Genomic DNA, 20,554 nt, shown 5'->3' on the forward strand with positions numbered 1-20,554 from the left:
AATATTCACCTGTCAAAATTAATATCCATACTCTACTGTGTTGATTTTCCAAATTGAATCTTCTTTATTTAAAGTTACAACCAAAGCAGGTTTTCCACTCATATTAGATAACTGTAACGAATTAATTGCAGGATTGCTGAAAATGACAGACATATTTTGGTACTTGTGATCATTTAATTGTAATGATTCAGCTATTGGATCACTTTCTTTGTTTTTTATTTGACTCTCTAAGATAGAAGAGTCAAATGTATACGAATTGTTTGTTGGACGAATATTATCGTTTGTAACTTCTATTTTAGCAACGTTCTCTCCTTCAGAAACTATGCGATTTATCTTCCAACTTTGACCATCAAAAACTATAGTATTTCTATCAATATAAGCATTCACGTAACCATTGTCTTCAGTCTTTACTTCTCCCCAATAATGTCCAGTGTATTGAGCTAAGAAAAAGAAGTCTATCGGATATTGAAAAGGTGTGTGTTGATTCATTCTTTCAAATTCTTCCTTGATATGTTTCAATGCTGTTTTTGTATAATAATTTTCCAACCCTATTTCTTTATCTAAGTTTTTGAAAATAAGTTCTTTATTCTTATTAATTTGATCACTTAGTTTATAAGGTTCATTCAAATTCTCTTCAATAGCAAATTGATAGCCAAATTTTTCCGAAGTATTTGCTATTATCGTGTCTTTATTAACTGCATTAAATAGTTCATTCATCCTCTCAGTAACATTCATTTCTTTTTCTTGTTCAGTTATTTCTATATTTTTTGATACAACAAATTTTCCTTCTGCAGCACTCTTGGTATTTTCACTTTTGCCGCTTGTTGAATTTGCACAGGCCCCCAACATTAAAATCACCGATACTCCAAACAACCCACTTAACAATTTATTCATCTATTCTTCTCCTTTTTGTCTATGTATATACCCGTGGTGCTAGTTAATTTTAATATCCTAAAGAATATCTCAAAGTTCCTTCAAAACGTCGTTGTGCTCGACTTAATAGAACACTGTAAGCCAGTAATATGCTTTCAAATCTACTCTCTAGCCCTTTAACAGAACGTGAGTTGAAATTTTGACAACCTAATTTTTCTAAGGAATAAAAAACAGTCTCAACTGTTTTTCTTTGTTTTCCAAGTAAGCTGTGGTCTAGTTTTTCTGATTTATCCATGTTTTTACGTGGCGGAACGGATATAGTAATGCCCTTAAGGGCAAGCTTTTCATGGATTTTATGGCTAATATATCCTTTGTCCCCTAGGATATTGGGAAGATTCGCTTCTTCCGATAAAGTCTCTAACACTTTCACGTCATGGACACCTGGATTCGTGATTGAGTAAGTAATCGGAAAGCCAGTCTTAGTAACGATCATATGAATTTTAAGACCATAAAAATAAGATTTTTTTGTTGAGTTATAGCCAACTTTGGCTATTTGATTCAATAGTTTTGCTTGTCTATTTCTAACTGGTTTACATAATGGACTAGGAAAACTATCTATAATTCCGACTAGTTCACCTTTGGTGAGCTTCTTGATGAAAAAGTATCGAATAATCTTGATAGTGTAAGCTAAGTTTGAACTTAAGCGAGTGAATCGACTCCTACTAGGAAAGTCACCATTAGGAAATAAGACGGAAAAAACCGCTCTATACGTGGCTCTTTGGCTAGTATAGCCATTAATTATGCCCCATATAACACAAGCAATAATCACTGTATCGCGTTGCTTCAGTTGATCAGTATTTCTTCGGTTTTTAATCTTATCTGGTACACAATTGTGGTATATGTTAGAAACAGTTCTCATAATTTCCTTGAATGTTATAAAAGTATCTGTATAATGTTCAGTATATTTTGATGAACGCATATGTAGTCCTCATTTCTTGGGAGTTTTGAGACTACTCTATGCGTTTTTTTGTTGATTTACCAACATGTTTAGACATTTTCCTCTAGGAAAAAATTAACTAGCACCACGGGTAATTTATACTTTTTGAAATACAGCTCGTATTTTTGTTAATAATTCTTCTATTAATTTTTCAGAAGCTTTTTCTAGAAATTTGCAGTTCCTGGCTTCATAATCAATTGTTGTGATTTGATCTAACATAACTTTTCCGCGTGTTTTCATTTTATGATTTTCTGTTATTTCAATGTATAGTGGGTAATTTCTACTAGTTGTAGTTATCGGTGCAACAATAACCACATTACTAGTATCTGCAATAATATCGTGACTAAGAACAATATAAGGTCTTCTTCCAGTCTGTTCATGGCCAGATCTGGGAGCTGTGTTCAATAAAAGAATATCACCTTGTCTTGGAACATCTACCATAGTTCTCTCCCTACTGGGCTTCCTAAATCCTGAATTTTAATATTTACTTTGCCCTCTGTGTAATCTTTGAAAAGCTCTTCAATAGTTACTTCTTCTTTTGAAATTGCTGGTTCGATAATTAATCGTCTTTTTCCATTAACATCTTCGCTTTTGATTGATACTCGATCATCAGTCTTTAATTCCAGAAATTCCATTAAATTTTTTGGCAATCTAAGTCCGTTGCTATTTCCCCATTTTTTGATTGGTATCATTTCCATGTTATTCACCTCTTTAATTGTATATACAAAGTATAACATATATCTCGATTTTCGTATATACATAATTATCCATTAATATCTTTTTTATAACGCGAATTGTAAAATTAAGTTAGAAAAATAAAAAGGCATTTATGGTACACTCAAATTGTATTTCCGACGAAAGAAAACAAAGGAGTGTAACCATAAATGACCTACAAACATCTTACCATAGACGAACTGACAATGATAGAATCATATTATCTTCAACATAATAAGCCGGGTGAAATCGCTAACCGAATGGGACGTGCTATACAAACTATTTATAATGTAGTCAATAAGTTCAAGCAAGGTAAGACTGCTCTTGATTATTGGCACCAGTATAAAGAAAATAAGAAAAAATGTGGTAGAAAAGTCATTCAATTACCTGCTCATGAGGTAGATTACATTAAAGAGAAAATCACTCTTGGTTGGACGCCTGACGTCATTATCGGGCGAAAAGAAAGGCCTGTTTCATGCGGTATGAGAACACTTTATCGTTTATTTTCTAAAGGAATATTTGAGATTGACACACTACCGATGAAAGGTAAAAGAAAACCCAATGGCCATCAGGAAAAACGGGGAAAACAACAGTATCAGCGCTCAATCCATGATCGACCTGATAATTATCCTGATTTCAATTCTGAGTTTGGTCACCTTGAAGGTGATACGATCGTTGGCATTCATCATAAAAGTGCCGTCATTACTTTAGATTTAGGAATAGATGTATAATTTATCTGTAAGATATCGCACAAGTGTTAGAAATTACGAACCAATAATTGTTTATATATAATTATATCGATAAATAAGAATTAGAAGTAAAAGTATAAAGAGAATAAACGAAGGTGATGTAATGACTTTGCAAAAGTTAAAATAACGAAAAAACACTTTTCATAGCAGTTTAATAACTACCATGAAAAGTGTTCAAATTTTTTAATTAAATAAGGGACTAAAATTGTCCACCCAAGTTAACATAGAACCGATATTTCTATCTGATTTTCTCTAAGTTTACTTTTATAACTGTTAAGTATCTATGCAATTTTTCATTGTCATCAATATTAGATTCTAGTATTGCCTCGAAATATCCTCTTATAATGGAAAGAGGGGTTTTTCTAAATCATGAGCTAATGATTCAACCATTTCCACTTGTTCTTGTTCCATCTTCCACTGGGCGAATATTTTTTTCAGCTTTCAATTCTCTACGCTGCTCATAGACTAGAGTAATGATGAAAGCAATGATGAATGTTAGAATATAAGATATAGGTTTCGTCCATTTTCCATGAATAGAAGGATTGTCTATTTTTCTTCTTCCAAAGATAATAGAGGACTTTGCTGTACTCTTGTACCCAACGATAAATCGTAGTATGACAAACATTTATTCCACGATCATATCACAATTCCTGAACTTCACGATAGCTTAGATTGTAACTCAGCTAGTAACCAACAGCGACAATAATGACGTCTTTTTTGAATTGTTTGCCTTTAAAATGATTCATTACTCTGTCCTCTCTGTCTTTTTTCTCAATTTTACACTAAAATAGATTTTTTGGAAAACTTTGCAACAGAACCTTTTTTCAATATCAATCGCTTGTCTACCACACGGTTTCAATGTAATGATAACTTTTGATAATCGTTCAACTAAGGTAATTACAGCACTTTTATGTTTCAGACCTACGATAGTATCACCTTCAAGGTGACCAAACTCATTTGAGAATTGGCTATAATCTTTTTCACGTTCATGAATAGAGCGGCGGAAAGCTTGTTTTCCACGCCTTTCTTGATGTCCATTCGGTTTACGCTTGCCTTTCATCGGTAAGTCAGAAGGATTAAATAGCCCCTTTTTGAACATACGATAAATGGTACGAGCAAAACAACGAATAGGAAACGCTGCACGACCAACAATCACATCGGGTGTCCATCCTTGAACAACCTTTCTTTGAATATATTCTGATTGTTCCTCGGGTAAAACAAGCGGGCGTCTACCACAGTTTGATTTGTTTTTCTTATACTGTTGATAGTATTCTAAGGCTGATTTTCCTTGCTTGAAGAATAGGTATACTTTATGGATCGTTTGTCTTGAACGATTCAAGCAATGCGCAGTTTTCGCAACAGATTGATTTATTTTGAAATAAGACTCTATCATTACAAGTTCATCCGTTGTAAGATGGGTATAGGTCATTTGTACTCACTCCTTATAATTCTTTGGTCAGAACTATTTTGAGTGTAGCACAAATGGCTTTTTTAGTTGTCTAGCTTAATTTTACAATCGGCGATATGTTTCTCTCCATTCTAATCTCTTAAATTCTTAGAATTCATAGTCATCTTCGGACATTTCCTCTGCTCCACCCATTAAATAACCTGCTCCTACTTGAGAAAAGAAATCATGATTAGCCGTTTCAATGGAAATTCCATTCATAACAATTGGATTCACATCATTTACTAGAGCATCTTCAAAGTAAATACCAAATCCCATATTTTGAAGAGATTTATTCGCATTATATTTGACAAATGTCTTAATATCTTCTACTAAGCCAATTTCAGAATATACTTCTTCAGTATAAGCAAATTCATTTTTAAGGAGCTCATTTAGAAATGTATACATCCAATTTGTAAACTCATCTTTTTCTTCTAATGTTAATTCTTCAAAATCTTGTCGAAATTTATATCCAAGATAAGTTCCGTGAACTGATTCATCTCGGATAACTAGCTTGATAAGCTCGGCTAGATTTGCTAATTTATTTTGACCACGATACCATAATGGAATAAAGAAATTACTGTAATATAGAATTCCTTCTAAAAAAACACTGGCTACCTTGACCTGCATAGGGGTTCCGTTTTGATAGACTTCATTAATTTTTTCAGCCTTAAATTGCATTTTCGGATCATTATTCATCCAATCATAAATCTCTTCAATGTCCTTAAAGGTGTTAAGAGAAATCAAAATCGTCCCATAAGTTTTAGCATGAATGGATTCCATAAAAGTGAAGTCGCTCAGTACAGCTTTTTCTTTTTGAGTTCTAGCATTTTTCTTTAGTGCATATAAACCTTCTTCTGATTGTAATGTATCTAGTAAAGCGAGTCCTCCTACCGCTTTTTTTACCACCTTTTTTTCCACATCAGAAAGGTTCTTCCAATCCAATAAGTCATTAGAAACAGGCACTCTTGTGTCTAACCAAAACTGAGCAGTTGCTTTATCCCAAACATATTCATCGAGTTCATCTTCAACAAGTTGCCAATTCATTGTTTTGTGTAACATAGTCGTTCCTTTCATTGCTTTATTATTTATTGTTACATGTCAATTAAAAATCACCAGTTAAAATCAAAAATATATCTATCTAAAAATCATAATCAGACTCATTCATTGATTCTTCTGCATTCACAGTATTCTTATCGCTACGGTTAGACAAATCATGTTTGCGTAACTCATTCAAATACCTATTTATGGTTACTAATTTTTTCTCGTCAATTTGATAAGCTTTATTAAGCCCTATCCCAGTAAGAATATGATTTGCTTCTTGCTTTACTAAATTAATAGCCACCGTTTTACTATTCTCTAAGTTATAAAAATCATTAATTAAACGAATCGCCAATTCTACAAAATAATCAACGATATAAACTCCCCAGTTTTTAAATTCCTTAACCTGTTCAAGTTTAGTTTCCCTTAACAGAAGTCTAATTTTGTGGTTGAGATAGTAACAATGTAACGATTCGTTTCTAACAATCATTCCCAACATGCTGCCAAGGTTAACAAAGCCTTTTTCAATCCATAGTTCGAAAAGGTATGATAGATAAGCATAATTTAAAAGTCCTTCTACACATACTACCATAAAACGCTTTTTCATTGGGTTAGTTCCTTGGTAGATCGTATCGATTTTTTCTAGATATTCTCTCACAAGGGGCTCAGTATCAATCCAATCAAACTCTTCCTGAAGATCAATTTCCTTATTAAAGACACGTAGAATTCGATTATAAGCTTTTGTATTAACCATTTCTGTGAATTGAAGATTATTCAAAATAGCAATTTCTTGTTGTGACCGTTCACTGTTCCGAATAACCTCCACTGATTCAATAGATTGATAGGTGGAAAGATTCGCTAAAAAAAGCAATAAGCGATTAAGCTGCTTCCGCTCTTGCAAGCTTAATTTCTCCCATTTTTCTCGATCCTCTTCAATTGGAATACGTGTATCTAACCAAAAAAGAGAAGTTGCTCTTTCCCATACAACGTTATCCAATTCATCTTCAATGACGTTCCAATTAATTGCTTTATAATATAAATAATTATTTGACATACTATCTCCTCAAATCATACAAGATTCACAATTATTGACACTGCTAAACTCATCGTCCTCAGTGTAAGTTCGTACATAGTAAAGTGATTTAATCCCTTTTGTCCAAGCATAATTACGAAGCCGGTTTAAATCACGAGTCGTTAATTGGGAGTTCCCAGGACTTTTCCATTCATAAACTCCTTCCGGTAAAACTGACCGCATAAAGAGCGTTAAACTCATTCCCTGATCAATGTGCTGTTGCGCTTTTGCGTAAATATCAATAATTTTTCGTTGATCCATGTTATAGGCCGTTTTGTAATAACGAAGTGTTTTATTTGAGAGATATGGAGCAGGATAGAAAATTGATCCCACTTTCTTTTCCTGACGATTTTCTATCAATTGAGTAATCGGGTGAAGTGACGCACTTGTTTCATTAATATATGAAATGGATCCGTTTGGGGCAATAGCCAATCTGTTACGATGATAAAGGCCATCATGCATAATATCTTCTTTTAATTGTTGCCAATCACTAACAGTAGGTAATGATATTTGCTTGAAAATTTCATTTACTTTATCAAACTGAAATTCGAAATCTTTCTCCAAATATTTATCAAAGTAAGTCCCATCAGCATAATGAGAAGATTCGAAATCATGAAAGGCTTCTGATTTCTCCACAGCAATTTGATGACTTGCTTTTAAAGTGTAATAATTCATAGCTAAAAAGAACGCATCCACAAACTCTAGCGCTTCTTCAGACTCGTAGTCAAGACCATTCAAGGCTAAAGCAGTATGTAGACCCATTGCACCTAACCCAATCGTATGATATAAGGCATTTCCCTTTGAAACTGTGGGTACTTCTTCGATATGAACTTGATCTGTAACGGTAGTAAGGGCCCGTACTGCGTACTCAATTGACTTCCCAAAATCACTTGATTTCATAAGATTTACCATATTCATAGAACCAAGATTACAAGAAATATCCGTACCCACTTGTTTATAATTTAAATCCGCATTTAACTTAGACGGTTCTTGAGGCTGAAGAATCTCTGAGCAGAGATTACTCATAATTATTTTTCCTTTTACTGGATTCGTACGATTAGCGGTATCAATATTTATAATATACGGGTAACCCGATTCTTGTTGTAATCGTGAGATTTCCTGCTCCAACTCACGAGCATTAATTACAGTTTTTTCAATGGTATCATTTACCACCATGTTGTCGTATTCCTTAGTTAAATCAACATAAGAGAAGGGAATACCATACACGCGTTCGACATGATAAGGATTAAAGAGATACATAGGCTGATTCGTTTTAAGTAACTCATAGTATTTATCCGGTACTATCAGACCTAGCGATAAGGTTTTTACACGAATTTTTTCATCAGCATTCTCCTTCTTTGTTGACAGGAAATTAAGAATATCTTGATGAAAAACATTAAGATAGACAACACCAGCCCCATTACGCTGACCAAGTTGGTTACTATAAGAAAAAGAATCCTCAAGCAACTTCATAACTGGTAGAACTCCTGAAGAAGCATTCGCAATCTCTTTAATAGGGGCTCCCATTGCACGTAGATTTGAGAGATTAACTCCTACACCTCCTCCAATTCTAGAAAGTTGTAATGCAGAATTAAGATTTCGTCCAATAGATAGCATGGAATCATCAATATCGATAAGAAAACACGAAACCATTTCTCCCCGCCTCTTTTTTCCTGCATTTAAAAAGGTTGGTGTTGCTGGTTGATAGCGCTGTGAAATCAACTCTTCCAGTAGTTTAAAAGCTAAATCTTTATCACCATTTCCAAGGTAAAGCGCATTAAAAACAACACGATCTTCAAAGTTTTCCAGATAAAATTCTAAATCATTTGTTTTCATTGCATATTGATTATAAAATTTATAGGCGGCCATAAAACTCTTAAATTTAAAACCATAGTTATAGGCAAAGTCAAAGAGTTCTTTTACAAACACTCTACTATCATCACCATACAAATCTAGTAAGCTTTCTTCAATATAGTTATGTGTAACGAGAAACTCGAGTTTTTCTTCTAAGCTATTAAAAGTCATCAGCTTTTCTTTGATTTCAGTATTTAAATACTCTTCTAAAGCTTCTTTGTCGTAATGAAGTGGAATCTGCCCATCCACTGGGATATTTAGCATGTTATTAAGAACAAAATAATCTTGTGTCATTTTCTATTTTCCTTATATTAACGGGTGGCTCCCACTAATATGATTCCTTTCTTTAGATACTTTTGGAAATTTTTTTATTTTTAATACTTATAGCGAAAAGAATGTAGGTTATCTTTTCTATCATGCTGGAGTTGTTATAAATAATCGAATCAAACTTGGACTTCTACTAGCCGCCTATCTATTTTTTCTGCAATCCGTTTTACATCTGTTTCTGTTCCTTTTAATTCAAATTCATCTAAGACTGGAAACCCAAAATCTCTTGCATACTGATAAGCTGTTAAGCAGAATTGCTTATTAAAATTTCGATTACCACTACCAACAATTCCTAGACAATATTCACGATTCTTACTATAAGCAATTAGTTGACGTAAAGGGGTTGTTAGAATTTCAGTATCCCCAGTATCAATACCATTTCCTCCCTCTAAATAGCTTGGTAGAAACGCGAAATAAGGTTCTTTAATGTCAAATGCTAGAGATTTCCCATCTTTAACAAGGTCTTTTACATTAATGTACTTCAACCTTTTTTGATACTCTTGTTGGAAGTAGTGATCTAACCCCTTGAGGAAACTAGTTGTATTTCCACTGAGACTAATATAGTACACCTGGATGGCTTGCATTCAATTCACCTCTCTTATATAATTTCTATATATAGTGTGCAATACAACGCAAAACACTATATATAGTATTACGATATATATATTATATAAAATATCTATTAAAAAAAATGACGATGGTCAAGTTTTCTAATTTTTTTGAATTTTTAAAATTTTAAAGGAAAGAAAAATATGAATAAATTAGGTTGTCTCTGTAAAGTTCCACTATTTAACCCCCTTACAATGAATGAAAAAAATAATATACAGTGTCTATTGCATCATAAAACATTTCAGAAAGGGGAACTTATTTTTTCACCAGGTGATCAGGAACAATTATCCATTGTTGCTTCAGGAGCGATGAGGATCTATAGAATTAGTAAAACTGGTAAAGAACAATTTATACGTATCGTGAAAGAAGGGGAATATGATGGAGAGAATTATCTGTTTGGGTTAATAAATGACTCACTATATGGGGAAGCTATTAAGGAAACGAAGGTTTGCATTCTTTATAAAACAGAGTTTAACAAGCTTATTGAGCTCTACCCCCAACTTAGCTGCAGATTGCTTCAATTAAATGCCCGTAAAACAGTAGAACTGGAAAGACAGTTAGAATTATTGGCACTTGATCGAATTGAGGATCGCTTAGCTTTATACATTAGTCGACTGTCCCCCTTACCTACAATCATTGAAGATGAGATTGTTACTCTTCCTCTATCTATGAAAGAGCTGGCCAATTACCTAGCCACTAGCCCTGAAACTATTTCTCGTAAACTTAAAAACTTTCAAGAAAGAAAACTTATTATTCGGAAAGGAAAAAAAGTAACACTTCTAAAAACTTTCTGGAATGAATTTAATTTTTTATAAGTTACTAAAATAAAAAATCCAAAGAACTATATGTTAGTTTTCTTGATCGTTGTCAATTATATTTTATACTATATATTTTATAATTAAGTTAGACTATGAATGAAAGGGAAGAATACTATGACAGAATATTTTGCTAATATAGAAGCCATTAATGCAACGGAAATTGGTTGTACCCCTCATGGAACAGCTAAGTTTAACGAGAATGAATCTACTCTTCATATTGAAATTGAAATGTATGATACACCGCCAAAGATTGAACACTGGGCACATTTTCACGGCTTCCCAGATGGAAAAAATGCTACAACTCCAACTAAGGATCAAGATACTAATCGTGACGGCTTTATCGATCTCATAGAAACAGAACCTGTTTCTGGAACAACTATGGTTCCTTTTGACGATTTTCCCGAAAATATGATCATTCCACATGACGGCTATCCCGTTGCTGATGATAAAGGCTATTATAAATATGAAGTTGATGTTCCACTAGCTCAATTACAAGCTAAATTTAAAGAAGCTTTTGGAACAACGGATCTTCAATTAGATAAACGGGTTGTTTATATCCATGGCGTTCCTGATAGTTTAGAATTACCAGTTACCGTGCGTGGCCAAGTTATGGGTTATGATGCCCATACGACATTACCAATTGCTGCTGGTAAAATTAGACAGCTTAAATGATCTATCTAAAAACAAAAGTATTTAATTGTAAATAATCAAAATAAAAAATTATTCTATTAGAAGTCCCATATCCATCTATTGAAATGAAGTTCATTTTTTTGTAACTTCGTAATATGGTAACAAATTAATGAACGCTTCCGTGAGTTCGTCCAATAACTGCTCAACTGGTTGTTGACCAGTTATTGGAATATCCTGTTTGACTAACACTTTCCGAACTCGACCAATCTTTACTTGTTCTACTAACAACTGTCGATTTTCTTCTGTGCCATTCATTCTATAGTTATTACCATTTTCTTGTACAATATAATATAGTGGAGCAGAAATCGGTTGATTTAAGACCTTATTCTGTTTGCTTAGACTATGTTCTGATCTTTTTCTTTCAACAATACTGACTTCGACAGAAATCCCAAATTGTTCAGGGATTCCATAAAGACGAATAGCTATTGCAACATCATCTTGATGATCGGAAGGTAGACGATAGTAGCACCAAAAGTGAGGACGACAAATCTGAGCCTGATTCATCCATTGACTCACTCGTTCCGCTTGAAAAGGAACTATCTTTTTGGCTAATTCCTGGCTAATAATTATAAACTCATTTCTAGCCGCCTGAGCTATATTTCGCAAATCATTCATAAATAAAGCATATTCACCGTTGACAATAGGTAAACTAAATTCTACCTGATCCACATCTATCTAGGGATGGCCTGCTATATATAAGTCCACCCTTAGCCAACATAACATTGTGGTCAATCATGATAGGATTGACGTCTAAAAATACAATGATCAATTAGTGGAGACAGGTAAGTAGAACGCCCAAAGCAATCAATACAATACCAACTACGATCAAAATTTTATACCACATATTTTGATTTCTGTATAGAATCCCCCACGCAAGTAATCAGCAACCGAAAATCAGCGAACAAAACATGACATAAAAGCTAATTTTAATCTTTCAAACTTACTGCTCTAATTAAATTACGATTATCAAAAAAACCTAGTTGTCAATCCAATGGACAACTAGGTTTCGTTCTAATTTATGTCAATCAACCGATTAACTTCTTTTTTAAGTTACTAAATAAACATTCCTATCACTTCTACCACTTCAACCCACGTCAATAGATCGCATTGTTCAATTTTTTCGATATTTCTTGTGGTGTAATCAACCACTCGTAATTGGTGTGTAACCACTTCCCCTTCTATTTCTTGTGGATCTTTTATTTCAATATACGTTGCAAAGTTTCTCTTTGTAGAAGTAATGGGGCAAACTAAGCAAAAACCTGTACGTACATTAAATTCATCTTTACTAACAACTAATGCAGGTCTTCGCTTTCTTATCTCTTTACCTTTAGAAGGATCAAAATCAAGCCAGACAATATCTTTCTGTTTTGGATAATTCATCTAGTATTCCTTTCCTTCACGCTTCATGCTGTCCCATTCGGAATCTTCGGCTGTAATAGATTCTCTAAATCCTTCCCACGCCTTTTCATTTTTAAAAATATCTTCTTTCTTAGGTTTCAATATATATGCTTCTCCTACTTTCAAAATAGTAAATGATTCTCCCACTTTCGGTGATATATCCTTTGGAAATATCGCTCCTACAGAATTTCCTATTTTTCTTGCTACTGTTTCCATACCTCTCATCTCCAATCTTTTGTCAAATTAAGTTTAACTCAGTTTAATAAAGCTGTCAATTACATTGTTATTTTGCATACAAAATCGTAATGGCGAGTTGTATATTCTCAAAGAGATCTAGTTGAAAAAAGCCTAGCTGCCCCTTAGTAAACAGCTACGCTTCCTTCAAATATTTAGCAATGAATTAATTAACTTTTTTTGACAGTCTCTTATTCTTTCTTGTTAGCTGTGAACTGTTCATCACAGCAGTAATTTCTTCCATGAAATAATATTTAATCCTCTAATAAATACTTTCAGAGTTATTACTCAAATATTAAATACTCTTACAATATCTTTTATAAAAGATGTCCCAACACAACTATTTTTTCTAGTTTGCGTTGTAATATATCGTTGAATAGAAAATATCGCCAAAAAAACTGTTATAACTATTGCTATTGTAATATTTAAAGGTAATATTTTCCTATTATTAGACTCAACATTTTTATACTATAATCTATATATAATCTATGTATTCTGCCCTTCTAAACTCTTTAGAGGGTCTTGGTACCGGGATTTTCTTTTTTTCAGTTGCTTTATCTAAACTATAAAAAGCAATTGTAATAAACAAAACGATTAACCCGTAAAAAGCTTGAGAAAAATAGGTGTCAGGAAAATTTGATGCAAAACTTGTTGCATAGGTAAGTAGTGAGAAAAGGAAAAGAAGAAAAATTGTCCACCAGATCATCTCAAATGATGTACTCTTAATATTTTCCCACTGATTTACCCACATTACTGAAAGCAAAAAAACTACTACTGTATGTAATAAACTGATTAAAGTTCGCTAAAAAAGCGGTGATTGTTGCTTCTTCTGGTAGTTTTAATTCAAGTACTAAAATTGTTATGATAATCGCTAAAACAGCATTACTAAATGCTACTAGACGCTCGAGAGTATAAAATATTTTGTGTAAATGAAAAAATCCATACAAAAAAGGAAGTCCCTTCTGTAGAATAAAGTTAACGACAACCAATTCACAGAAAAGAGGACTTCCCTATGAATGATTTTACTACAGAAATTGTGCAAACTCTAGTCACTAAAGGCGATTTAAATGAATTATTCCGTTCGCACTTAGAAAAAGCGATAAACACACTCCTACGGACTGAATTAACGGCTTTTTTAGATTACGAAAAATATGATCGCACTGGTTTTAATTCAGGTAATTCGAGAAACGGTTCTTACTTTCGATCAATCAAAACCGAATATGGTGAATTAACATTGGAAATACCTAGAGATCGTAATGGTGAGTTTAAACAACAAACTTTACCAGCCTACAAAAGAACAAACGATACATTGGAAACCACTATTATCCATTTATTCGAAAAAGGTGTTACGATGTCTGAAATTGCTGATTTGATCGAAAAAATGTACGGTCATCACTATACTCCACAAACCATGTCCAACATGACTAAAGTTCTGACTGAAGAAGTAAATGCCTTTAAATCCAGAGCCTTAAATGATAAGTATGTCGCTATTTTTATGGACGCTACTTACATTCCACTAAAACGTCAAACTGTATCCAAAGAAGCGATTTATATTGCCATTGGTATACGAGAAGACGGCACTAAAGAAGTACTGAGTTATGCGATTGCTCCAACTGAATCAACATACGTTTGGAATGAGCTGCTACAGGATATTAACTCCAGAGGAGTTCAAGAAGTCTTGCTTTTTATTACGGACGGCTTAAAAGGCATGAAAGATACTATCCATCAAATTTATCCTAAAGCAAAATATCAGCATTGTTGTATCCATGTATCTCGTAATATCGCTCATAAAGTACGTGTCAAAGACCGAAAAGAAATCTGTGATGACTTTAAGGCTGTTTATCAAGCTAACTCAAAAGAAGAAGCGAATACCTTCTTATCCGGCATGATTGAGAAATGGAAGAAAAACTATCCTAAAGTGACGCAGTCACTCATAGAAAACCAAGACTTATTAACTTTTTATGATTTTCCACCTAGCATTCGTAGAACCATTTACTCAACCAATCTAATCGAGTCTTTCAATAAGCAAATTAAAAGATACAGCCGTAGAAAAGAGCAGTTTCAAAATGAAGAATCACTAGAACGCTTTCTAGTCAGCATTTTTGATACATACAATCAAAAATTTCTAAACAGAAGCCATAAAGGTTTTCAACAGGTAACCGATACATTAGTTTCAATGTTTACTGAGTAACTAATTATTTTGCAGGAGGACAATTTATTTACACAAAATTATTGACGCTCCCAATCGGATCGATTAAATCAAAATTAGAAGCATACCACTATGAAAATAAAGATACAATAAAACTGATTGAATGATAGTTGAACTTCCTTTTGAAAATTGAAAACCTAATAGGTTCTAAATATAATATCTAGATAGAATTCTTCACTTACTGTCACAATTAGGTACTTAACACAAACAAGAACTATAATCTCATCTGTTTTATAACTAAAACATGTATTTATATCAAAGAAGGTAATTGCAGAAACAGTCATTAAGCTTTTAAAATTATTTGAATTATGACTCTAGCTCTGCATTCCAAGAAGCATAGAAGATTTTTATATAGAAGGAGGTTAAAACACCGATACATATAAAATTGATATGAAATATCTAATTTCATATTTATAAAATATTATAAGTATATGAAGGTAAAAAAATTTAAGTAATCAAATTACTCCAAATAGAAAAATTCTTATAGCCACAAAGTTTCTTATACATACAACATATTCAATACTTCATAAAAAATTTATTACTTTGGATTACAAAGATATTTTATAGTATTTTTTATTTACTTTTCTAAATATGTCACAAACAATTATTTCTTTGTAAAAATATACATTAAAAATATACATTAAAAATATTTTTTAAGAGAAACAGACATATTACCTAGCTAAAGGGCATAATTAGGTTTGTTTTGTTGATCACGTATATTATTACTCCTTGTCTTAACGTATATCTTTTCTCATATTAAGCATAAAAATTTGATAGATAAGAAAAAATGTAGGAAAAACGATAAGTTAAATTGCCGTTCTCCTACATTTTACAAATACCGTTAACTGTATTTATATAAAAAATTCAAATTATTTATTTATATTAACAAATACTTTATACAATAAAACTGTCATAATTATACCTATGCCCGAAATTAACACAACAAATAAATTACGACTATTGAAAATGAACCCAAAGAGGAGCGATCCGACTGGCATGAATAAAATTGCAATGGTAAAAATAACTGAGTAAACTCGACCTACATATTCACTATCAACACTCTTTTGTACAATCGTAAAAAATTGGATATTAAACATTGTCAGAAAACCACCAATTAAAGCAAGTGGTACTAAAGATAGATACGCATTTTTCACCAACGCATCTTGGATAGGTAATAACACGATCGCTAGACCAGATAAAATTAAGAATAATAACATTTTATTTTGTGAAACATCTTTTTTCTTACCTTTTGAATACCTGTTGTTAATGGCAGAGAACGAAATTGCCCCGATGGATTCCGAGATTAAGGATGCTCCGAAAAAGTTACTCATTTCTTTAGAAAAATAGTTATTTAAATAAGGCATACTTAAGTTATATCCACTTAAAAAGAAATTCACCATTGCCGAAATAATCAAGAGATACATAATCGTTTTGTGCTTGAACATGTATTGTAATCCTTCTGCGATTTGCTTGAAGACAAATTTTTTATCCTTTTTCTCTTTAGGCGGCAGCTGAATCACAATTTTACTAGAGATATAAGCGGAAAATAGAAATGTCGCTGCGTTGAACATGTACGAAACTTTAAGACCAAATAGCTGCCAAACTAATACCCCTATACTTGGCGAAGCAATCGAAAAAGTCTCCTTAACCATTGTAAAGCGTGAAAAGTGCATCTCGATATATTCTTCGGAGATACTCTCTTTAATCATCGCATTATAACTCGGACTGTTATAGGTGGACAAGATAGCCAAGAGGATATTCCCTAGTAACATTGCCAAATATAAATAAGGTGTGTCTAAAAATAAGAATCCAATCAAACAAGTAATCCCACTTAGAAGGTCGGTCGTGATCAAGATTTTTTTTCGGTTAACTTTATCCGCAAACGCCCCCGCAAACAAATTAAAAAATGCTAATCATCGTTTCCGATGACTGATACAAAGACATCAACAACGGCTTACTCGCAAAAATCGAAACCAAAATCATCTTGTTTGCATAATCAAATACCGCATTACCAACTCTTGAAGTAACACTCGACAGCATGATTCGATTTGAATTTTGAATATCTACATTTTTCTCTTTCATTTATTCACTCTATTCTATCTTTTTTGTTATTCATTTGAGTAGCTTTTAATTTAAAATATTTCTATAATATAAGCAGTTAGAATTAACTATTTGGGATATTCATAACATATTAATCTAAAGTAACGGGTATACTCAGCATCTAATATCTAATTATAACGTAATAAGGTTTATATAAAAATATCAATCGAATTTCTTAATTATACTAACTCTGATTAAGTTTCATGATCAAAACCACAAGAAACACAATATACCTAAATATTCAGTTTAAAACAAGTTATCCTTACTTCATTTTCCTGAAGATTAGATATTTCATCTTTCATGATATGCAATTACATAATAATTGCCCAGCGTCTTTCTCTAAAATAACCTATATAATTAATGCTATAAGAAACGTTTCGAAAAATATTCTCCTTTTTATTTTTCTTAATTGTCAAATTATCATTCAAATTAAATTGTTGCTGAATGTCACTTTTAGTATCTGATGTCGTATCTTGAGAAATCGCTGGTTTAATTTCTTAAGCGAGTGCGGTAATTGGCATCATCGCACTCCCAATTGTGATAAAAGTAGTAGCTAATGTTCCGTAAAACAAAGAATTCTTTTTCATTTAGGCTTCCTTCCTTCATTGTTTTAAATTACAATTTTACTATGCCCAATTATTTTGAAAATGTCTGTTAAAATCCTTTTACATATGCTTTACATCAATAAAACAGGAGTTATTATAATATGAAAGATAAACTAAAAAGGTTAAGAAAAGAACATGGAATAACACATGAAAACTTAGCTGAAAAGCTTCATGTTTCCCGACAAACTATTTCAAATTGGGAAAACGGGAACACGTTACCTGATATAGAAAATCTTAAATTACTTAGTCAGTTCTATCATATTCCTTTATCTTATTTATTTGCTGAAAAAGAAGAAGAGGCTTTTTCACCTCTAGAAAGTTCGAATAAGGATTTAAAAAAATTACTAATCTTTTTGTCCATTACTTTATTAATAACTCCTTTAGCTAGTTTTGTTCTATTATATTCTTTGATTGAAGAAAAGACAAAGCTTTCAATGATATTTTATAAGACGCTTTTTTACTTTGCCATATCTATTTCTTTGTTAAATGTATTGTTTATTTTATTTTTCTCTGTAGATAATTTATTTCTAGCTAAGTAATATAATGAATAAAAAATAGAGGTCAAAAATTTAAAAATTTTTGACCCAATAAATTTTCCAAGCGACTCTATCTTGCACAGTCTAGTTGACCTTTAATACACTATATATTTGTAGAGAATCAAAAAGCCCAACAAGGCATACCCTGTTGATCGCACTTCTTATTCTAGTAATTCTGTTTTTTTAAATGCTAACGATAGTCTGGTTTGTTTTTTCTTCATTTTTATCTCCACCTTTTCCATTGTTTTAAAAGTGACGGCACTTTCTGAATACCAGTATGTCAAATCCTACTTTTTCATCCTTTCAATAAATACCGCCACCGTCTTCTTTCTTTAAGTTCTTTTTGATAACTATTCACCAAAATATTTACCCGTATTTCTACATTTTTTGATAAAACAAATAGCTTATATATTTCATGCATGATAAACAAGGATAGATACATAGGTATAGCCAAAACTAAGACTTGCAGTATAGTTACTCCATAATCTATAGACAAAATACTGATTGCTAGAAGTCCATAGCCTACCAGAGAAGTAATGATCGTTATGTTGGTAGCCTTATCCTTATATTCCATCATTCTTAATAAAATAATTTTAGTTAACTTATGTTTTCTTCTTTTTATTTTTTTAGCTTGTTTAAGTCACTTTCTAACTTCATATTTTCCTTGAACACTTCGTTATAACGGCTAGATTTGGTGTTTAGCTTATCTAAGTGATATGAAGATATTGCTATTAAATTTAGCAATTCAAACAATGAAAAAATAAGCCAAAGAAGAATATACGAAGAACATTTTAATGAATAATGGACATATTCAACGTATCGATTCCCAGCTAATCCTAAATAGTGAACCTTGTACTCAATAAACTGCGTATATGCCACTCTATACAAATGACCACTAATTATCATGCCTACAAGACAAATAATAGATAGTATACTAAGCTTTAATTTGTACGAATTCTTTTTAGTTTTTAACATTTATTTCCCTCCTTGCTAAAAGTGATATCACTTATCCGGATCAAGTTAAAAAGTGACGTCACTTTTTTAGTGCTGGTACATCAAATCCTGCTTTTTCTTGCGCGATCAATAGATCTAACGCAATACACATAATCCTAGATTCACTTTTTCCGTACTTCTGTTTGAGTTCCTGCAATTCTTTTTGTCTCTTTTCATCTAATGTCACGGGTAACCGTTTATTTCCTATTGCAATTGGCATTAGTACTCTCTCCTTTCATCGAAATAACCCTGTGAAAAATATGGCTGCAATCATCTTGAATTGTAGACTCACGAGGACTAATACAAAGCGCCAAAAGATCAAACAAAATATCAGTATTCCTAAGAATACTACGAAGTTTAAATGTACAGCTGCACTATGACGCATAAGTATCTCGCCAATACACAGTACGAACAACAGAGGAATGATTTTATTCATATGGATCTCCTTCTTTCTCTTAGGTTATCGGGCTTTGCCCGCTTATTTCGCACCACCTAAGCGGCGGGGGCGGTTGGAGCGATTGGTGCGAAATAAGAACCATTCCCTTAATTTCAAGGTTTTTTGTTCTTATTTCACACATTCTCACTTTTCGGTATAAATGGTTATTGACCTTTTTTCCTTTCAAATCGTTGATATGGCATTCGTTTACGGTCAAGTTCATTTTGGATTTCTTCTGTATCGTCGTAAGTGTAGGTGTCTAAAAAATCAGTTAAAGTCGTGTACCAGTCGTCGCCTGGATTATCTACTTCTTCTACATATTCCCTCAAAAATGCTTCGGGTACAGCGAGTTCATAATCCATTCCCATTAACACGATAGATTCCGTCCCACACGTCAAAAATCTAGTAAATACAAGATAATAATCGTCTACCGTCGCATCTTTGCTGTTTAGCTCTTCCATTTCTTCTTCCATTAATTCCATGCTCTCAAAAATTGAATAATATTCTGATTCTGAGTAATAGTGTTTCCTACAAATCGTGTAGCTGACAAAGTTTTCGACCAGCTCACTCCTTTCTAGGTACACATTCATGATGTATTTTTCTGTTTCTAGTCGTAGAAGCTCTGTTCCTTTTTTTACCGTTTCAGGACGACGTTTATACACGTCTAAATGATTATGGCTGACTGTGACCTTCGTTTGACTCGTTTCGCTTTCCATATACAACTGTTCTTCCACTCTTTGAATAAAGTACTTCATTTCTTCCATACAACTAAAGTCTTTTTGAATCCGTCTGACTACTTCATTCAAATGTTCTTTGTTTGTTAAAAAGTGGGATACATCTTCCGTTGTTAGTTGA

Annotated in this window: 21 protein-coding genes and 4 pseudogenes; 5 read left to right on the forward strand and 20 right to left on the reverse strand. The window is 32.6% G+C overall.

Annotated features, from left to right (window positions below; genetic code table 11):
* Nucleotides 1–18: 18 nt before the first annotated feature.
* From FTX43_RS14645 to FTX43_RS14660, 4 genes are all read right to left on the reverse strand, one after another.
* Nucleotides 19–894 (reverse strand): hypothetical protein, encoded by an 876-nt coding sequence (locus tag FTX43_RS14645; protein ID WP_002318471.1) that lies wholly within the window; start codon nucleotides 892–894, stop codon nucleotides 19–21.
* 49 nt (nucleotides 895–943) lie between these two features.
* Nucleotides 944–1,852, reverse strand: a complete 909-nt coding sequence (locus tag FTX43_RS14650) for an IS982-like element ISEfm1 family transposase (protein WP_113813388.1) — start codon at nucleotides 1,850–1,852, stop codon at nucleotides 944–946.
* Nucleotides 1,853–1,966: 114 nt separating this feature from the next.
* On the reverse strand, nucleotides 1,967–2,311 hold the full coding sequence (locus FTX43_RS14655; protein WP_002330364.1) for a type II toxin-antitoxin system PemK/MazF family toxin: 345 nt from the start codon (nucleotides 2,309–2,311) through the stop codon (nucleotides 1,967–1,969).
* The gene (locus FTX43_RS14660; protein WP_002318881.1) at nucleotides 2,305–2,568 is read right to left on the reverse strand and encodes an AbrB/MazE/SpoVT family DNA-binding domain-containing protein; all 264 of its coding nucleotides are present in this window, start codon (nucleotides 2,566–2,568) and stop codon (nucleotides 2,305–2,307) included. The genes FTX43_RS14655 and FTX43_RS14660 overlap by 7 nt, the downstream gene beginning before the upstream one ends.
* Nucleotides 2,569–2,754: 186 nt before the next feature.
* Here FTX43_RS14660 and FTX43_RS14665 point away from each other — a divergent pair.
* Nucleotides 2,755–3,294 (forward strand): annotated as a pseudogene (locus FTX43_RS14665) (IS30-like element IS6770 family transposase); the annotation flags it as partial.
* A 286-nt stretch (nucleotides 3,295–3,580) separates the two neighbouring features.
* Here FTX43_RS14665 and FTX43_RS15470 read toward each other — a convergent pair.
* From FTX43_RS15470 to nrdI, 8 genes and pseudogenes are all read right to left on the reverse strand, one after another.
* Nucleotides 3,581–3,756 (reverse strand): annotated as a pseudogene (locus FTX43_RS15470) (histidine kinase dimerization/phospho-acceptor domain-containing protein); the annotation flags it as partial.
* Nucleotides 3,716–3,958: a hypothetical protein gene (locus FTX43_RS14675; RefSeq protein ID WP_002318679.1), complete on the reverse strand. Its 243-nt coding sequence runs from the start codon at nucleotides 3,956–3,958 to the stop codon at nucleotides 3,716–3,718. The pseudogene FTX43_RS15470 and the gene FTX43_RS14675, both read right to left, overlap by 41 nt.
* Nucleotides 3,840–4,079 (reverse strand): annotated as a pseudogene (locus FTX43_RS14680) (IS6 family transposase); the annotation flags it as partial. The gene FTX43_RS14675 and the pseudogene FTX43_RS14680, both read right to left, overlap by 119 nt.
* Before the next feature lie 71 nt (nucleotides 4,080–4,150).
* Nucleotides 4,151–4,762: pseudogene (locus FTX43_RS14685) on the reverse strand (IS30 family transposase); the annotation flags it as partial.
* Nucleotides 4,763–4,888: 126 nt separating this feature from the next.
* Nucleotides 4,889–5,839, reverse strand: coding sequence for a class 1b ribonucleoside-diphosphate reductase subunit beta (gene nrdF, locus FTX43_RS14690; protein ID WP_002319255.1), 951 nt, complete (start codon nucleotides 5,837–5,839; stop codon nucleotides 4,889–4,891).
* Between the two features lie 79 nt (nucleotides 5,840–5,918).
* Nucleotides 5,919–6,872 (reverse strand): ribonucleotide-diphosphate reductase subunit beta, encoded by a 954-nt coding sequence (locus FTX43_RS14695; RefSeq protein WP_002319254.1) that lies wholly within the window; start codon nucleotides 6,870–6,872, stop codon nucleotides 5,919–5,921.
* 9 nt (nucleotides 6,873–6,881) lie between these two features.
* Nucleotides 6,882–9,038 carry a class 1b ribonucleoside-diphosphate reductase subunit alpha gene (gene nrdE, locus FTX43_RS14700; protein ID WP_002377264.1) on the reverse strand — a complete coding sequence of 719 codons (2,157 nt, stop codon included), beginning with the start codon at nucleotides 9,036–9,038 and terminating at the stop codon, nucleotides 6,882–6,884.
* A gap of 149 nt (nucleotides 9,039–9,187) precedes the next feature.
* Entirely contained in the window at nucleotides 9,188–9,655 is a 468-nt protein-coding gene (gene nrdI / locus FTX43_RS14705) for a class Ib ribonucleoside-diphosphate reductase assembly flavoprotein NrdI (RefSeq protein WP_002318879.1), read from the reverse strand.
* A gap of 168 nt (nucleotides 9,656–9,823) precedes the next feature.
* Here nrdI and FTX43_RS14710 point away from each other — a divergent pair, with 168 nt between their 5' ends.
* Together FTX43_RS14710 and FTX43_RS14715 are read left to right on the forward strand one after the other, a co-directional pair.
* Nucleotides 9,824–10,495 (forward strand): Crp/Fnr family transcriptional regulator, encoded by a 672-nt coding sequence (locus FTX43_RS14710; protein ID WP_002318878.1) that lies wholly within the window; start codon nucleotides 9,824–9,826, stop codon nucleotides 10,493–10,495.
* A 117-nt stretch (nucleotides 10,496–10,612) separates the two neighbouring features.
* The gene (locus FTX43_RS14715) at nucleotides 10,613–11,170 is read left to right on the forward strand and encodes a hypothetical protein (RefSeq protein ID WP_005879055.1); all 558 of its coding nucleotides are present in this window, start codon (nucleotides 10,613–10,615) and stop codon (nucleotides 11,168–11,170) included.
* 90 nt (nucleotides 11,171–11,260) lie between these two features.
* Here the strand turns inward: FTX43_RS14715 and FTX43_RS14720 are convergent, their stop codons facing one another.
* The 4 genes from FTX43_RS14720 to FTX43_RS15555 all read right to left on the reverse strand — a co-directional run bounded on the left by FTX43_RS14720 (nucleotide 11,261) and on the right by FTX43_RS15555 (nucleotide 13,809).
* On the reverse strand, nucleotides 11,261–11,803 hold the full coding sequence (locus FTX43_RS14720) for a hypothetical protein (protein ID WP_002318876.1): 543 nt from the start codon (nucleotides 11,801–11,803) through the stop codon (nucleotides 11,261–11,263).
* Nucleotides 11,804–12,241: 438 nt separating this feature from the next.
* On the reverse strand, nucleotides 12,242–12,568 hold the full coding sequence (locus tag FTX43_RS14725) for a type II toxin-antitoxin system PemK/MazF family toxin (protein ID WP_002318875.1): 327 nt from the start codon (nucleotides 12,566–12,568) through the stop codon (nucleotides 12,242–12,244).
* A complete protein-coding gene (locus tag FTX43_RS14730) occupies nucleotides 12,569–12,802 on the reverse strand; it encodes a hypothetical protein (RefSeq protein ID WP_002318874.1) in 234 nt (77 codons plus the stop codon). It lies immediately after the preceding gene.
* A gap of 740 nt (nucleotides 12,803–13,542) precedes the next feature.
* Entirely contained in the window at nucleotides 13,543–13,809 is a 267-nt protein-coding gene (locus tag FTX43_RS15555) for a TMEM175 family protein (RefSeq protein ID WP_147607154.1), read from the reverse strand.
* Between the two features lie 23 nt (nucleotides 13,810–13,832).
* On the opposite strand from FTX43_RS15555, the gene FTX43_RS14745 reads away from it, so the two are divergent.
* On the forward strand, nucleotides 13,833–15,011 hold the full coding sequence (locus FTX43_RS14745; protein ID WP_000997695.1) for an IS256-like element ISEf1 family transposase: 1,179 nt from the start codon (nucleotides 13,833–13,835) through the stop codon (nucleotides 15,009–15,011).
* Between the two features lie 887 nt (nucleotides 15,012–15,898).
* Here FTX43_RS14745 and FTX43_RS14750 read toward each other — a convergent pair.
* A complete protein-coding gene (locus FTX43_RS14750) occupies nucleotides 15,899–16,927 on the reverse strand; it encodes an MFS transporter (RefSeq protein ID WP_002375966.1) in 1,029 nt (342 codons plus the stop codon).
* Between the two features lie 908 nt (nucleotides 16,928–17,835).
* Between FTX43_RS14750 and FTX43_RS14755 the strand changes: the two genes are divergently transcribed.
* Complete coding sequence (locus FTX43_RS14755) at nucleotides 17,836–18,273, forward strand: helix-turn-helix transcriptional regulator (protein WP_002318328.1); 438 nt, start codon at nucleotides 17,836–17,838, stop codon at nucleotides 18,271–18,273.
* 1,030 nt (nucleotides 18,274–19,303) lie between these two features.
* On the opposite strand, the gene FTX43_RS14770 is transcribed toward FTX43_RS14755, so the two are convergent.
* From FTX43_RS14770 to FTX43_RS14780, 3 genes are all read right to left on the reverse strand, one after another.
* Nucleotides 19,304–19,483 carry a hypothetical protein gene (locus FTX43_RS14770; protein WP_002295613.1) on the reverse strand — a complete coding sequence of 60 codons (180 nt, stop codon included), beginning with the start codon at nucleotides 19,481–19,483 and terminating at the stop codon, nucleotides 19,304–19,306.
* Between the two features lie 15 nt (nucleotides 19,484–19,498).
* Nucleotides 19,499–19,699, reverse strand: coding sequence for a hypothetical protein (locus FTX43_RS15370; RefSeq protein WP_025477735.1), 201 nt, complete (start codon nucleotides 19,697–19,699; stop codon nucleotides 19,499–19,501).
* 164 nt (nucleotides 19,700–19,863) lie between these two features.
* The coding region (locus FTX43_RS14780) for a hypothetical protein (RefSeq protein WP_147607155.1) at nucleotides 19,864–20,554 on the reverse strand (691 nt) is incomplete at its 5' end.

Origin of the sequence: Enterococcus sp. DA9 (assembly GCF_008000875.1) — a bacterium.
Lineage (GTDB): Bacteria > Bacillota > Bacilli > Lactobacillales > Enterococcaceae > Enterococcus_B > Enterococcus_B lactis.